At 75.3% G+C, this 13,569-nt stretch carries 10 protein-coding genes; 4 read left to right on the plus strand and 6 right to left on the minus strand.

Annotation, left to right across the window (positions count from 1 at the left end):
* Positions 1 to 518 precede the first annotated feature (518 nt).
* Positions 519 to 1,751, minus strand: coding sequence for a glycosyltransferase (locus JOE68_RS06380; protein ID WP_204841408.1), 1,233 nt, complete (start codon positions 1,749 to 1,751; stop codon positions 519 to 521).
* A 280-nt stretch (positions 1,752 to 2,031) separates the two neighbouring features.
* Here JOE68_RS06380 and JOE68_RS06385 point away from each other — a divergent pair, with 280 nt between their 5' ends.
* The gene (locus JOE68_RS06385; protein ID WP_204841409.1) at positions 2,032 to 3,258 is read left to right on the plus strand and encodes a cytochrome P450; all 1,227 of its coding nucleotides are present in this window, start codon (positions 2,032 to 2,034) and stop codon (positions 3,256 to 3,258) included.
* A 90-nt stretch (positions 3,259 to 3,348) separates the two neighbouring features.
* On the opposite strand, the gene JOE68_RS06390 is transcribed toward JOE68_RS06385, so the two are convergent.
* Together JOE68_RS06390 and JOE68_RS06395 are read right to left on the minus strand one after the other, a co-directional pair.
* Positions 3,349 to 6,486, minus strand: coding sequence for an ATP-binding protein (locus JOE68_RS06390; protein WP_204841410.1), 3,138 nt, complete (start codon positions 6,484 to 6,486; stop codon positions 3,349 to 3,351).
* A gap of 38 nt (positions 6,487 to 6,524) precedes the next feature.
* On the minus strand, positions 6,525 to 7,115 hold the full coding sequence (locus JOE68_RS06395) for a TetR/AcrR family transcriptional regulator (protein WP_204841411.1): 591 nt from the start codon (positions 7,113 to 7,115) through the stop codon (positions 6,525 to 6,527).
* A 74-nt stretch (positions 7,116 to 7,189) separates the two neighbouring features.
* On the opposite strand from JOE68_RS06395, the gene JOE68_RS06400 reads away from it, so the two are divergent.
* Together JOE68_RS06400 and rpsR are read left to right on the plus strand one after the other, a co-directional pair.
* A complete protein-coding gene (locus JOE68_RS06400; RefSeq protein WP_204841412.1) occupies positions 7,190 to 8,149 on the plus strand; it encodes an alpha/beta hydrolase in 960 nt (319 codons plus the stop codon).
* A gap of 339 nt (positions 8,150 to 8,488) precedes the next feature.
* Positions 8,489 to 8,692: a 30S ribosomal protein S18 gene (rpsR, locus tag JOE68_RS30960; protein WP_307820021.1), complete on the plus strand. Its 204-nt coding sequence runs from the start codon at positions 8,489 to 8,491 to the stop codon at positions 8,690 to 8,692.
* 67 nt (positions 8,693 to 8,759) lie between these two features.
* Here rpsR and JOE68_RS06410 read toward each other — a convergent pair whose 3' ends face one another.
* From JOE68_RS06410 to JOE68_RS06420, 3 genes are all read right to left on the minus strand, one after another.
* A complete protein-coding gene (locus tag JOE68_RS06410; protein WP_204841414.1) occupies positions 8,760 to 10,058 on the minus strand; it encodes a KamA family radical SAM protein in 1,299 nt (432 codons plus the stop codon).
* A 42-nt stretch (positions 10,059 to 10,100) separates the two neighbouring features.
* Positions 10,101 to 11,390 carry an aspartate aminotransferase family protein gene (locus tag JOE68_RS06415; protein ID WP_204841415.1) on the minus strand — a complete coding sequence of 430 codons (1,290 nt, stop codon included), beginning with the start codon at positions 11,388 to 11,390 and terminating at the stop codon, positions 10,101 to 10,103.
* A 379-nt stretch (positions 11,391 to 11,769) separates the two neighbouring features.
* A complete protein-coding gene (locus JOE68_RS06420) occupies positions 11,770 to 12,702 on the minus strand; it encodes an NAD-dependent epimerase/dehydratase family protein (protein ID WP_204841416.1) in 933 nt (310 codons plus the stop codon).
* 144 nt (positions 12,703 to 12,846) lie between these two features.
* Between JOE68_RS06420 and JOE68_RS06425 the strand changes: the two genes are divergently transcribed.
* The gene (locus JOE68_RS06425) at positions 12,847 to 13,509 is read left to right on the plus strand and encodes a ScbR family autoregulator-binding transcription factor (RefSeq protein ID WP_204841417.1); all 663 of its coding nucleotides are present in this window, start codon (positions 12,847 to 12,849) and stop codon (positions 13,507 to 13,509) included.
* Positions 13,510 to 13,569 lie beyond the last annotated feature (60 nt).

The raw sequence follows: 13,569 nt of genomic DNA on the forward strand, positions 1-13,569 counted from the left end.
GCGCAGTGCAGCAATCGGCGCGAACACCACCGTTCGTGTGCCCGCCGACCGGCGCGACCTGTCCTGATTCCAGGGGAAAGGGAGAGCCGTGGGGGGCTTGGGGCGTCGGGAATTCCTGTCCTGGCCGGCCAGGGGGCGTTCGGAGCGGCGGTGGCCGGCGGCGCGCTGACGGCCGCGCCGCCGGTCGCGGCGGCCACCGGCAGCACCGTGCTGGTGGGGCCACGGTCATCGACGGGGACGGGGCGACCGCCGTCGTCGACGACCCGTCGGGTGCGTTGCCGGACGCCGACCGGGTGCGGACCGAGGCTGAGGCGCGCGCGGCCGTGCACCGGGCCGAGGACGGCAGCGACCACACCCCGCCGGGGTGGAACACCGTGCCGGCGGAGAGCGCGAGCAGCGCCGCGCCCCCGGTCACGGCCGCCGAGCGGTCGGCGCCGAGCGGAACGCGAGCACGCCGAACACCAAGCCCCACGAGGCCGACGCCGCACCGGCGTTGCGGGAAGCGACCGGCGCGCGGCTCACGCGGTTGCGGGCGGCCTGTCCGGGCCGACGCCGAGGAGCGCCTTCGCGGCCACCGCCGCCCCGTCGGTCCGGATCGTGGCGGCCACGGCTCGCGCCCGCGCCCGAACCCCGGCCGACGAAGCCGCGGCCAGCGCGGCGGACAGGGAGTCGGCGGTCGGCGTCGAACCCCCGTGCGCCACACCGATGCCCAACTCGGCCACCCGGCCGGCCCAGTACGGCTGGTCCGCGATCCTCGGCACCACCACCTGCGGCGCGCCGGCGCGGGCGGCCGTCGTGGTGGTGCCCGCACCGCCGTGGTGCACGACCGCGGCCACCCGGCGGAACAGCGCCTGCTGGTTGACCTCGCCGACGACGAAGCAGTCCTCGGCGTCGTCGACCGGGGCCAGCCCGGCCCAGCCGCGGGCGAGCACGATCCGGCGGCCCCGCGCGCGGACCGCCTCGGTGGCCGCGCGGGCGATGCCCTCCGGCGCGTGCGCGGCCATGCTGCCGAAACCCACGTACACCGGGGGCGCGCCGGCGTCCAGGAACGCCGACAGCCCGTCCGGGAGCGGGCGGTCGTCGGGCAGGAGCCACGCCCCGGTCTGCACGACGTCGAGGTCGGTCATGCCCTCCGACGGGCACAGCACCGGGTCCGCCGCCAACCACGGCCGGTCGGTGAAGACGTGGTCGCGGACGTCGTCCACCGGAGGCAGGCCGATCGCCGCCCGGTGGCCGTTGAGCGCCGCGCCGTACAGGGCGTGCACCCTCCGGGCGTCCTCTTCCCACAACGCCCGGTTGTCGGTCGTGTCCGGTGTGGACCGCGTGCCCGGCCGCTGCCCCGGGGCGAAGACCCGCGACGGCAACCCGTAGAGCTGCAAGCACGCGTACACGTAGCGGATGCCCGACTTCTCGGCCACGTCCCGCGCGCCGGCCGGCAGCAGGCCGGCCGCCAGCAGCACGTCGCACCCCTCGGCCGCGGCACCGAGCACGTCGAACCGCGCGGCGACCAGCTCGGGCGCCAGCCGGAACGCGTCCTGCGCCGTCGGCGGCTTCGGGCCGGCGACCACCGAGCGCACCGTCGGCCCCAGCGGCACCAGCGGCACGCCGACGCGCGCCAGCAGCTCCCGGAAGTCCTCGTCGGGCGGCACGCACAACCGCACCTCCGCGCCGAGCCCCCGCAGCGCCACCGCGAGCCCCACCAGCGGTTCGACGTCCCCGCGCGATCCCCACGTCGTCAACAGCACGCGCATTCCCGGATTCCCCGCTTCCCCTCGTCCCGGCTCCCGGCCGGCAAGTCTGGGGCAGGGCCCGGGTCTTGCCGCAAGCCCCTGTGCCCGCTATACGTTGAAGGTGGCGGGAAGTGCGGTTCCCACGCCTCCGCCATTCCCCCACCGACGTCCCTCCCGGTGGCCCCTCCCGACACCGCGCCCCCGCCGGTCCCTCCCCTGACATCCCGTGTCGGCGTCGTGTCAGGGCCGTGTCAGGTCGGTCGGCCATCGTGGTGGCAACGACCACCACGAGAGGAAAACGATGAGCCGCACGGTTCCCGTCCCGCAGGGCCTGCCCATGGAGCGCGACGCGGGCCCCTTCGACCCGCCCCGCCGGATCACCGAGCTGCGCGGGGCGCGCCCGGTCAGCCCGATGACCTTCCCCGACGGCCACGAGGGCTGGCTCGTCACCGGCTACGACGCGGCCCGCCGGCTCCTGGCCGACACCCGGTTCAGCTCCCGCCAGGACATCGGGGTCGTCCACGTGCCGTACGAGACCCCCGGGATGCCGACGCCCACCGAACCGTCCCCTCAGGTGCCGGGCCTGTTCATCGCCATGGACCCGCCGGACCACACCCGGCTGCGGCGCAAGCTCACCGGCGCCTTCACCGTCAAGCGCATGAAGCAGCTCGAAGAGCGCATCGCCGACATCGTCGAACGGCAGCTCGACGAGATGGCCCGCCTGACCCCACCGGTCGACCTGGTCGAGGAGTTCGCGCTGCCGGTGCCGTCGCTGGTGATCTGCGAGCTGCTCGGCGTGCCCTACGCGGACCGGGAGGGCTTCCAGGCCGACTCGGCCAGGTTCATGCTCAAAGAGGTGTCGCTGGACGAGAAGATGGCCGCGTACGGCGCCCTGACGACGTACCTGTCCGAACTGGTCACGGGCAAGCGCGCCGCCCCCGGCGAGGACATCCTGTCCGACCTGGCCCGCCAGGACGACCTGACCACCGAGGAGCTGACCGGCATCGCCTTCCTGCTGCTGCTCGCCGGCCACGAGACGACCGCCAACATGCTGGGGCTGGGCGCTTTCGCCCTCCTGGAGCACCCCGACCAGTGGGCCGCGCTGCGCGCCGACCCGGACCTGGTGCCCGGAGCGGTCGAGGAGCTCCTGCGCCACCTGTCCGTCGCCGACATCTTCTTCCGCTACGCCACCGAGGACGTCGAGCTCGGCGGCGAGACCATCCCCGCGGGGTCGACCGTCGTGGTCTCCCTGCTGGCGGCCAACCGCGACCCCGGGCGCTTCGACGACCCCGACGCCCTGGACGTCCACCGCACGGCCCGCGGCCACCTGTCCTTCGGCCACGGCGTCCACCAGTGCCTCGGGCAGCAGCTGGCCCGCATCGAGATGCGCGCCGGTTTCGCGGGGCTGCTGCGCCGCTTCCCGACCCTCGAACTCGCCGTCCCCGCCGACGAGGTGCGGCTCAGGACCGACATGAACATCTACGGCGTCCACGAACTGCCGGTCACGTGGACGGACGCGACCCGGTAGAGCCGGTGGCCGAACGCGCTTCCCGCGCGGTCGCGCTGTCCCGGCCGCGCTGTCCCGGCCGCGCTGTCGTCGGCCGTGCGCGGGCGCAGCTCACCCGGCGAGCACGACCTCGGCCAGCTCGCGCCAGTCCGCCCGCTCCCCCTCCCGCGTCGCCTCGGTGAACCGCGCGTCACCGAGGCGGCTCCGGGCAGCCCGCTCGATCCGCCCCGCGTCCGGTTGGGAGAGGTCCGGCAGACCGCGCACGCAAGCGCTCGCGGCGAGCAGGCGCGCGGCCTGCTCGTGCTGCCCCTGGCGCAGCGCCAGGTCCGCGACGCCGATGAGCACCTGGGCGAGCTGGGGCGCGTGCCCCGCCTCGGCCGCCGCCCGGAGGGCCGCGGCGCGGTGTTCGCGGGATTCGCCGACGCCCTCGGCGAGGTAGCCGAGCAGGTCGTGCGTCACCGCGCGGACGTTCACCCGCTCGGCGCCGTCGCCCAGCATGGCCTTGGCGGCCTCGAGCTGCCGGCGCGCCTCCCCGGTGTCCCCGCCCCAGTGCGCGAGGCGCGCCTTCGCCAGGGCCAGTTCGGCCAGGGCGTCCGGCCAGGCGACCCGTTCCGCGTGGCGCTGGGCCTCCGCCATGGCGGCCGCGCCGGCGGCCTCGTCGCCCGCCAGCCAGTGCAGCTGCGCCTGCCGCGACCGCATCCCGACGACGTCCTCGACGGCGCCGACCTCGGTGACGACCTCGATCGCGCGCTCGTAGCGCTCGCACGCGTCGGCGAACCCGCCGCGCACGGCGATCCGGTCCGCCGACTCGGTCAGGGCGAACGCCATCCCCCACCGCTCGCCGAGGGCGCGGAACTCGGCGAGCGCCTCGTCGAGGTGGGCGTCGGCGTCCCACCCGCCGTGGCCGAGCACGACCCGCATCTTGCCCAGGTGCAGCCGCGCGAGGGCGCGCACCCAGGGGTCCGCGTCGGACAGCAGCGGTTCGACCGCCAGCAGGAACGCCTCCGGCGACTGCACCATGCGCTCCAGCGGGGCCAGGAACCCCATCAGCGGGTGCTTGCTCCGGCTGCGCAGGCTGCTGCGGTACGCCCGGTGGATCCACTCCCGCGCCTGGTACTGGTCGCCCCACCCGGAGCTGAGGAACACCGTCACGAACCCGTAGACCAGGGCCCGCAGGTCGTCGGTCACCTCGCCCGGCACGGCGGTGGCCGCCACGATCAGCTCGTTGCCCTCGGCCTTGTGCCCGCCCAGCCACCAGTACCAGCCGGCCGCGGCCGCGAGCCGCATCGCGCCCTGCGCGTCGCCGGCCGCGATCGCGCCCCGCAGCGCGGCGCCGATGTTGTCGTGCTCGACCCGGAGCACGGCGAGCCACTGCACCTGCTCGGCGCGCCGCAGGTGCGGTTCCGCGGCCTCGGCGAGGTCGGTGAAGTGAGCCAGGTGCGCTCGGCGCGCCAGGTCCGCCTCCCCCGCCTCCGCGAGCCGGTGCCGGGCGTACTCCTTGATCGTGCCGAGCATCCGGTAGCGCGGCGCCCGGTCGCCCCCGGCGAGCACCAGCGACTTCTCCACCAGCGCGGTCAGCAGTTCGAGCACCCGCCCCGGCTCGACCCCCTCGCCCGAGCAGACCCGCTCGGCCGCCTCCAGGCCCGCCCCGTCGGCGAACACCGACAGCCTGCGCAGCACCGACCGCTCGGCGTCGTCGAGCAGCTCCCAGCTCCAGTCGACCACCGCGCGCAGCGTCCGGTGGCGCGGCAGCGCGGTGCGGCTGCCGCCGGTCAGCAGGCGGAACCGGTCGTCGAGCCGGTCGGCGAGCTGGTCGAGCGACATGGTGCGCAGCCTGGCCGCGGCGAGTTCGACGGCCAGCGGCATCCCGTCCAGCGCCCGGCACACGCGCGCCATGGTCGACAGCGCGGGCGCGTCGACCACGAGGTCCTTGCGCACCGCGCCGGCCCGGTCCCGCAGCAGCCGGACGGCCGGGGACGACTCGACCTCGTCCGGGCCGGCGCCCCGCGCGGGCGGCTCCAGCGGCAGGACCTGCCACAGGGCCTCGCCGGTGATGCCGAGCGGTTCCCGGCTCGTGGCCAGGACCCGCAGCCGCGGGCACTCCCCCAGCACCCGGTGGGCGAACACCGCGGCCGACTCGACCACGTGCTCGCAGTTGTCCAGGACCAGCAGCACCTCCCGCTCGCGGACCGCGGCGACCACCCGGTCGGTCGGGTCCGCGCCCGGCGCCCCGCCGAGCAGCGCGTCCCGCTGCCCGAGCGCGGCGAGCGTCGGCTGCGCCACGTCGCCGCCCGCGCCGACGGCGGCGAGTTCGACCAGCCAGACCCCGCCCGGCAGGTCGCCGAGCAGCGTGCGCGCGGTTTCCGCGGCCAGCCTGGTCTTCCCGGAGCCGCCCGGCCCGACCAGGGTGGTGAGCCGGTGCCCGGTGACGAGCCCGCGGACCGCGGCGACCTCGGCGTCCCTGCCCACGAAGCTGGTCAGCTCGGCGCGCAGGTTGGTCCTCGGGCCCTCCTGCCGCCGGCCCGGCTGCCCCCGCAGCAGCGCGACGTGCAGCGCGGACAGCTCCGGCGAGGGGTCGACGCCCAGCGCGTCGGCGAGGGCTTCGCGCGCCCGCTGGTACACGACCAGCGCCTCGGGGCCCCGACCGGCCGCGCCGAGGGCGCGCATCAGGGCGCCGACCAGCCGCTCGCGCACCGGGTGCGCGGCCACCAGGTCGGTCAGCTCCGCGACCAGCTCCGCACCGCCGCCGAGGCGGACCTCGGCCTCGAACCGGTCCTCCGCCGCGGCCAGGCGCAGCCCCTCCAGCCGGGTGACCGCCGCGTCGAACGCCGCGCTGTCCCGCGCGCCGACGTCCTGCAGGGCCGCGCCGCGCCACAGCCCCAGGGCCTCGCGCAGCAGCCCGGCCCGCTGCCCGTCCCCGGCGTCGCGCGCCCGGCCGACCAGGCGCTCGAACCGCGCGGCGTCGACGCGGTCCGGCTCCACCGCCAACCGGTAGCCGCCCACCCGCCCGTCGACCACCCCGTCCGGCAGCACCCGTCGCAGCCGGGAAGCCAGGCGCTGCAAGGCGTTCGCCGCGTCGGCCGGCGGCCGGCCACCCCAGATCCAGTCGACCAGCGCCGCATTCGGGACCACCCGGCCGGGTTCGAGCGCGAGGGCGACCAGCAGCGCGCGCAGCCGGGCGCCCGGCACGTGCGCCACGACGCCGTCGGCCGCGTGCACCTCCAGTGGCCCGAGCACCCCGATCCGCACTCCGCCGATTGTGCCCCAGGCGTCCCGCGCGCCTCCGGTCAGCGCCGGTGGGCCCGGCCCGGACCGGCGCCGCCGGCGAAGTGCGGCAGGACCAGGTCGACCAGCGCGGCGACGTCGGCGTCGGCCATGGGCTCGCCGGTCATGCCCATCCGGTGCAGCAGGGTCCCGACGACGACGTCGATGAGGAACAGCACGCGGTCCTCCGGTTCGCCCAGCGCGTCCTGGAGCGCGAGCCGGTAGGGGTCCTGGAGCCGGGTGGCCAGGACGTCGCGCAGGGCCGGGTCGCTCACGGCGTCGCTGAACACGCCGGCGAACGCGTCGCCGACCCCGGGCTCGCCGATCTTCGCCGCGATCCAGCGGATGGCGGTGGCCACGACCTCGGCCCGGTCGGCGCCCTCCAGCGGCAGCGGGCCGAACGCATCCAGGAGGCAGTCCACGACCAGCGCGCCCTTGGACGGCCAGCGGCGGTAGATCGTGGTCTTGGCCACGCCGGCCTCGGCGGCGATGCGGTCGACGGTGGCGCGCGCGTAGCCGAGCCGGTGGACCGCGCCGAGCGTGGCGGCGAAGACCACCGCGTTGACGCCGGCGCGGGGGCGGCCGGGCGGCCGGGCGGGTGTGGTCGGGGCCATGGCCACACGCTAACAGGTTGCGCTACCTTTAGTATCGAAACTTGATGTAGCGAAACCTGCGAGGGGAGAAGACGGTGGACGAGGCCATCACGGCGGGGCGACCGCCGGAGCCGGACTGGTCGACGGTGACGGCCGAGGAGCTGCTCGCCTACCGCGACGCGGAGAACCGCTTCCGGTCCTCCAGCGCCGCGCGGGCGGTCACCGGGGAGCCGGAACCCCACGTGGACATCTGCCGGCAGGAGCTGGCGCTGCCCGGCCGCACGCTGCCGGTCCGGGCGCACCGGCCGCTGCCCGGGGACACCGACGGGCCGCTGCCGCTCGTGCTCCACGTGCACGGGGGCGGTTTCGTGGGCACGGCGGCGCAGAGCGACTGGGTGAACAGCCACCTCGCCGCCCGGCTGCCCGCGGTCGTGGTCTCGGTCGACCACCGCCTCCTGGACCGGGCGACACCGCTGTCGGCGGCCGTCGACGACGGCTGGGACGCGCTGCGGCACGTGGCGCGGTGGGACGTCGACCCGACGCGGACCGCCGTCTTCGGCGAGAGCTGCGGCGCGCTGATCTGCGCCCTGGCGGCGATCCGGGCCGCGGGGGCGGGTGTGCGCCTCCGGGCGCAGGTCCTGGTCAACCCCGTGGTCGACGTGACCGGGGGGATGCTCGACCACGCCTCGGCCACCCGGCACGCCGACAGCCCGACCCTCGACGCGCGGCAGCTGCGGCTGCTCCAGCGGCTCGCCGTCCCGCCGGGAACCGACCCCCGCCCGCTCTCACCGCTGTTCGCCGACGACCTGGGCGGGCTGGCGCCGGCGCTGGTGGTGGTGCCGACCGAGGACCCGCTGGCCGACCAGGGCCGCCGCTACGCCGAACGCCTGCACGCGGCCGGGACCCCCGCGCGGCTGGCCGAGTACCCCGGAGCGGGGCACGCCTTCCTCAGCATGCCGGGCATCGCGCGGCAGGCGCAGCCCGCTCGGGCGGAGATCCTCCGGTTCCTGCGCGCCTGCTTCGCCCCGCCGGCCGGTCGGGGCGCGGCCGGCTGACGAAGCCGGATCGCGGCAGCCGGGGTCGGGGCGGATGCCCTGCTCCACAGCTCCTCCGTCCCGTCGTGCCGTTCGGCGGAGGGGTCGGCGAACTCCGGTTCGGCGGCCCCGGATCTGCCCGGCGCGCCGTGCTGCGCGGGACCGACCACCGGCACGACCTCGGTTGCGATGCGGGTTAAACCAACGGAAACGATTGTCGTTTCCAAACAGGAGGTGACCGTGTCCGCACGGAGCCGCCGGGCCACCGGGCGCAGACCCGGCTGCGGTAAGCAGGTCCCGCGCTCCCCCCGGCGCGCGTCGCGGCGCCGGCGGTTCCGACCGGCGTCGGAGAACCGGTTCGTGGTGCTGACGCTGCACGCGCAGCGGGTGACCACAGTGGACTGGAAGGACGTCGTCCTGCTGCGCGAGTTCGTCCCCGACCGCGGCAAGATCCGCTCCCGCCGGGTCACCGGACTGACGCCGCAACAGCAGCGCCAGGTCGCCGCCGCGATCAAGAACGCCCGCGAGGTGGCCCTGCTCCCCCACCCCGCCACAAGCCGCTGACCGACCGGTGTGCTCCGCCGGACCGGCGGGGCGCACCGGGCAGGCGGCTCCGCGGTCGGGACCGGGGCTACTGCCAGAACCAGGGTTCGTCGAAGGCGGGCTTGAGGTCGGTGAACCACACCGCGTGCTCGTCGACCTTCGCGAAGAAGGGCAACCCCACCCAGGCCGGGTCGCGGGCCTGCAGGAACCGGCAGCAGAACACCTCCTCGCCGGCGACCCGCGCGATGCCGTCGACGACCACCTTGCCCCACGACGTCGACATGACCGGTCCGCGGGCGGTGCGCTCCAGGCCGGAGACCGCCGCGATCGCGTCGCGGTAGATCCCGACGGCGCGCCGGAGCGGCAGCTCGAAGTACTGGCTGGCCCCGGTGTCCCGCTCGACGAACATGTAGTAGGGCACGACGCCGAGGTTGGTCATGCGCCGCCACATCTGCGACCACACCGCCGGGTCGTCGTTGACGTGGCGCACGAGGGGCGCCTGGGCGCGGATCACCGCCCCGGTGTCGCGGATGCGGCGGATGGCCTGCTGGACCGCGTCGGTCTCCAGCTCGCGCCCGTGCGAGAAGTGCGCCATCACCGCGACGTGCCTGCCCGCCGCGCAAGCCGCCTCCAGCAGGCGCAGCAGGTCGTCGGCGTCGTCGTCGGTGGTGAAGCGGTAGGGCCAGTACGACAGCGCCTTGGTGCCGAAGCGGATGTTGCGGATGTGGTCGAACCGGGGTTGCAGGAGCTGTTCCACGTGGTCCCGGATCCGGTCGGTGGACATGATCATCGGATCGCCGCCGGTGAAGAGCACGTCCGACACCTCGCGGTGCGCGGCGAGGTAGCCCAGGGCGGCCTCCGGCCCGGACACGGCCTGCTTCAGCTCGGAGACGCCGATGAACTGGGCCCAGCGGAAGCAGTAGCCGCAGTAGGCGTGGCACGTCTGCCCCTGGCCGGGGAACACGAGCACGGTCTCGCGGTACTTGTGCTGCAGCCCGTTGACCGGTTCGTCGCCGACCTTCGGCACGTTGGCCTTGAGCTGGTCGCCGGGGTGGGGGTTGAGGCCCAGGCGCGCCTTGGCCACGGACTCGCGCAGCTCGGCCTTGCCTGCGTTGCGGTCGACGAGGCCGGCGATCTCGTCGTAGACCGCCGCGGGGAGCATGTCGCGGTGCGGGAAGGTCAGCCGGTAGATCGGGTCGTCGGGGGCCGCGTCCCAGTCGATCAGCTCGTCCAGCACGTAGTTGTTGACCTTGAAGGGCAGGACGGCGCTGACGACCTCGATCTCGCGCCGCAGCGCGGGGTCCGACCGCCGCAGCTGGGGCAGCCCGGACAGCCGCGCCCCGGGGACCGCGCGCATCTTCGGCTTGTCCGCCGCAGGGGTTCGCATGACCATGTCACTCCTACGCTCGGCCCGCCCGCGCGTGCCGGTTCACCGGTCGGGCCGGGGCGGCTGGGGGCGGTTGTCGGTCGACTGCGCGGTCTTGACCGCGTCGGAGATGATCTGCAACGCCTCGTCGACCTGCTGGTCGGTCACCACGAGCGCGGGCAGCATCCGCAGGACGTTGCGCCACGGGCCGCCGATCTGCAGGAGGAGGCCGCGGCCGAGGGCTTCCTGCTGCACGCGGAGCGCGGCGGCGGGGTCCGGCTCGCCCTCGGGGGTGGCGAACTCGCAGCCGAGCATCAGGCCGAGCCCGCGGACGTCGCCGATGACGTCGTTGTCCGCGGCGATGCGCCGCAGGCCGTCGGCCAGCCGCCGGCCCTGGAAGGCCGCGTTGCCGACGAGCCCCTCGTCCTCGATCACGTCGAGCGTGGCGATCGCCGCGGCGCACGCGACGGCGTTGCCGCCGTAGGTGCCGCCCTGCGAGCCGGGCAGGGCCTTGCCCATGAGGGCTTCCGGGGCCGCGATGAAGGACAGGGGCAGCCCGCTGGTCAGCCCCTTGGCCGCGACCAGGACGTCGGGCCGGGCGTCGAAGTGCTGGTGGCCCCAGAACCGCCCGGTGCGGCCGACCCCGGTCTGCACCTCGTCCGCCACGAGGAGGAAGCCGTGCCGGTCGGCGCGCTCGCGCAGACCCCGGAGGAACGCGGTGTTCGCCGGGACGAAACCGCCCTCCCCCAGCACCGGTTCCAGCACCAGCGCCGCCGTGTCGTCCGGCGAGCTGACCGTCGCCAGCAGGAAGTCCAGCTCCTGCAACGCGAACCGGGTGGCCTCCGCCTCGTCCCAGCCGTACCGGTAGGCGTGCGGGAACGGCGCGATGTGCACCCCGCCCATCAACGGCGCGTACCCGGTGCGGAAGCGCGTGCTGGAGGTGGTCATGGAGGCCGCCCCGACGGTCCGCCCGTGGAAGCCGCCGTGGAACACGATGACGTTCGGGCGCCCGGTGGCCTGCCGGACGAGGCGCAGCGCCGCCTCCATCGCCTCGCTGCCGGAGTTGACGAAGAACAACGACCGGAGGTGGGCGGGCAGGACCTGTTCCAGGCGGTCGCACAGCGTCAGCAGCGGGCGGTGCTTCACCGTGACGTACTGGCCGTGGATCAGCTTGCCGGCCTGGTCGGCGATGGCCCGCACGACGCGGGGGTGGCAGTGGCCGGTGCTGGTCACGCCGATGCCCGCGGTGAAGTCGAGGTAGCGCCGGCCGTCTTCGCCGACCACGACGAGCCCCTCGGCGTGGCTGACCGTGATCGGTGTCGCCTGTTTGAGGATGGGTGACAGCTGTGCCATGGCGTCCACTCCCGGTGGTGCCTCCAGGTCCCCGCTTCTGCGCGTGAACTGGTGCCGACCGTAGCCACCCCCCGCCGCATAGGCAACCGGTTGGTCGGTTTTTTACTCCTCTCGTCTCAAGAGTCGACCCCCGGGGCTGGCACCACCCGGTGCAGCACTCCACGGCCGAATTCGATGAAGGGCATGGGTTTCCCCGCCCAGTCTCACCGCCATCTCGACATCCCCCGGGCGATGAATCCCGCACCTCACCGGAAGTTGTGTTGACAAAACCGCTCGGTCGGTTTGGTATGGAGGGACGGCGGCGAGGATCGCCGCCTGCCGGGGGAGCCGGGCGCGGGAGGGCGGGCCCGTCGGCCGCGCCCCGGGCCGGGGGTCCGCTTCACCGCCGCGCGCGCAGGAAGCGCCGGTACCAGTCGGCGCACCGTTCGAGGCCGACCTCGAACGGCGCGCCCGGGTCCAGGCCGGTGACGTCCCAGACGCGACGTGACTCGTACCAGCGGTCGTGCGCGAGCACCGCGAGGTGCCGCCGGTGGCGACCGCCTTCGGGCAGGAGCCGCTCGAAGGCCACGAGGGGCGCGGAGCGGTCCGGGACGTCCGGCGCCAGCGCGTCGGCGACCGCCTCGCCGAGCGCGCGCACCGAAGTCGGCTCCGGGTGGTTGACGTCGAGGGCCGCGCCCCGGTGCGGCCGGTCGTCCTCCAGCGCGGCGAGGGCGCACACCGCTCGGGCGAGGTCGTCGACCAGGATGGTCGAGACGAGGGCCGGCGAGTCGATGCGAGCGCCGGCGGCCACCAGGAGGCCCGCGAGCGCCGGGACGAACCAGCGGTCGCCCCTGCCGTAGACCAGGTGCGGCCGGACCACCACGCCCCCGTGGTCGCGGACGACCCGCTCGGCGACGAGGCGGCTGCGACTGGCCGCGGACGACGGCCGGTACCCGGCCGCCGGCGGCGGCGCACCGCAGTGGGGGCCGCGCCCGTAGACCGACGCGGTGCTGACGTGGACGATGCGCGCCACCCCCGCGCGGTGAGCGGCTGCCACGAGGGCGGCCGTGCCCGCGGCGTTGACCGCCCAGCACCGCCGCGGGTCCTCACCGACCTCGGAGGCCGCGTGCACGACGGTGTCCACGCCGCGGCACGCGGCCTCCAGGGAAGCCGGCTCGGTCAGGTCACCGAGGACGAACCGGGCGGAATCGCCGCCGGGAGCGCGGCGGACCAACCCGCGCGCGGCGACGCCGGGGCGCGCGGCCAGGGCGCGGAGCACCGCGGAGCCGATGAAGCCGGTCGCGCCCGTGACGAGGACCTGTCGCGCGTTCATGACGATGACCGCGTTCGTCGCGCTCCACCGCCGACCGCCGCACCGCGTGGTGTATCGTCCTTTGCAGACAAACCAACCGACCGGTTCGCTTGGGGGTCCCAGGGGGCGGCAGCAGTCGGGGGAGCCGACAGTGGGGAGCGCTCGATGCCCAAGCAGGAACGTGCCGAGGTCACCCGGCAGTCGATCATCCGCGGCGCCGCGGAGGTGTTCGACCGGTACGGGTACTCCGCGGCCACCCTCGGCGACGTGATCGGGCACGGCGGTGTCACCAAGGGGGCGCTGTACTTCCACTTCAAGTCGAAGGAGGACGTCGCCCGCGCGGTGGTGGAGCAGCAGCACGAGCTGTCGGTCGCCCCGACCCGCGCCTGGCTGACCGAGGAGGGCAGCGGCCTGGAGGCGGTCATCCGGGCGACGCAGCTCATGGCGACGCAGCTGATGACCAACGTGATCGTGCGGGCGGGGATCCGCCTGACGTTGGAGCAGGGGACGTTCGGCGCCCTCCGGGTCGACCCGTACGCCGAGTGGACCGACGTCGTGAAGCAGCTGCTGCAGCGGGCCGTCGACGAGGGCGACGTCCGGTCGCCGGTGGGCGCGGACGAGCTGGCCCACTTCGTGTGCGGCGCGTTCACCGGCATCCAGATCCTCTCCGAGGTCTTCACCAGGCGGCAGGACCTGTGCCGCCGGGTCGAGGAGATGTGGGCCGTCCTGCTGCCTTCCCTCGCCCCGGCCCGCAAGGTCGGGCACTTCCGGCGGATCGCCGCCGCCCCGCTGCAGAAGGGGAACGTCCCGAGCGCCGCGACGTCGTGACGCCCGCGGCCGGGCCCGCGCCCGACCGGGCGGACGACGGCGCGGGCGACGGCCGAGGGG

It is taken from the genome of Saccharothrix algeriensis (genome assembly GCF_016907655.1).
Lineage (GTDB): Bacteria > Actinomycetota > Actinomycetes > Mycobacteriales > Pseudonocardiaceae > Actinosynnema > Actinosynnema algeriense.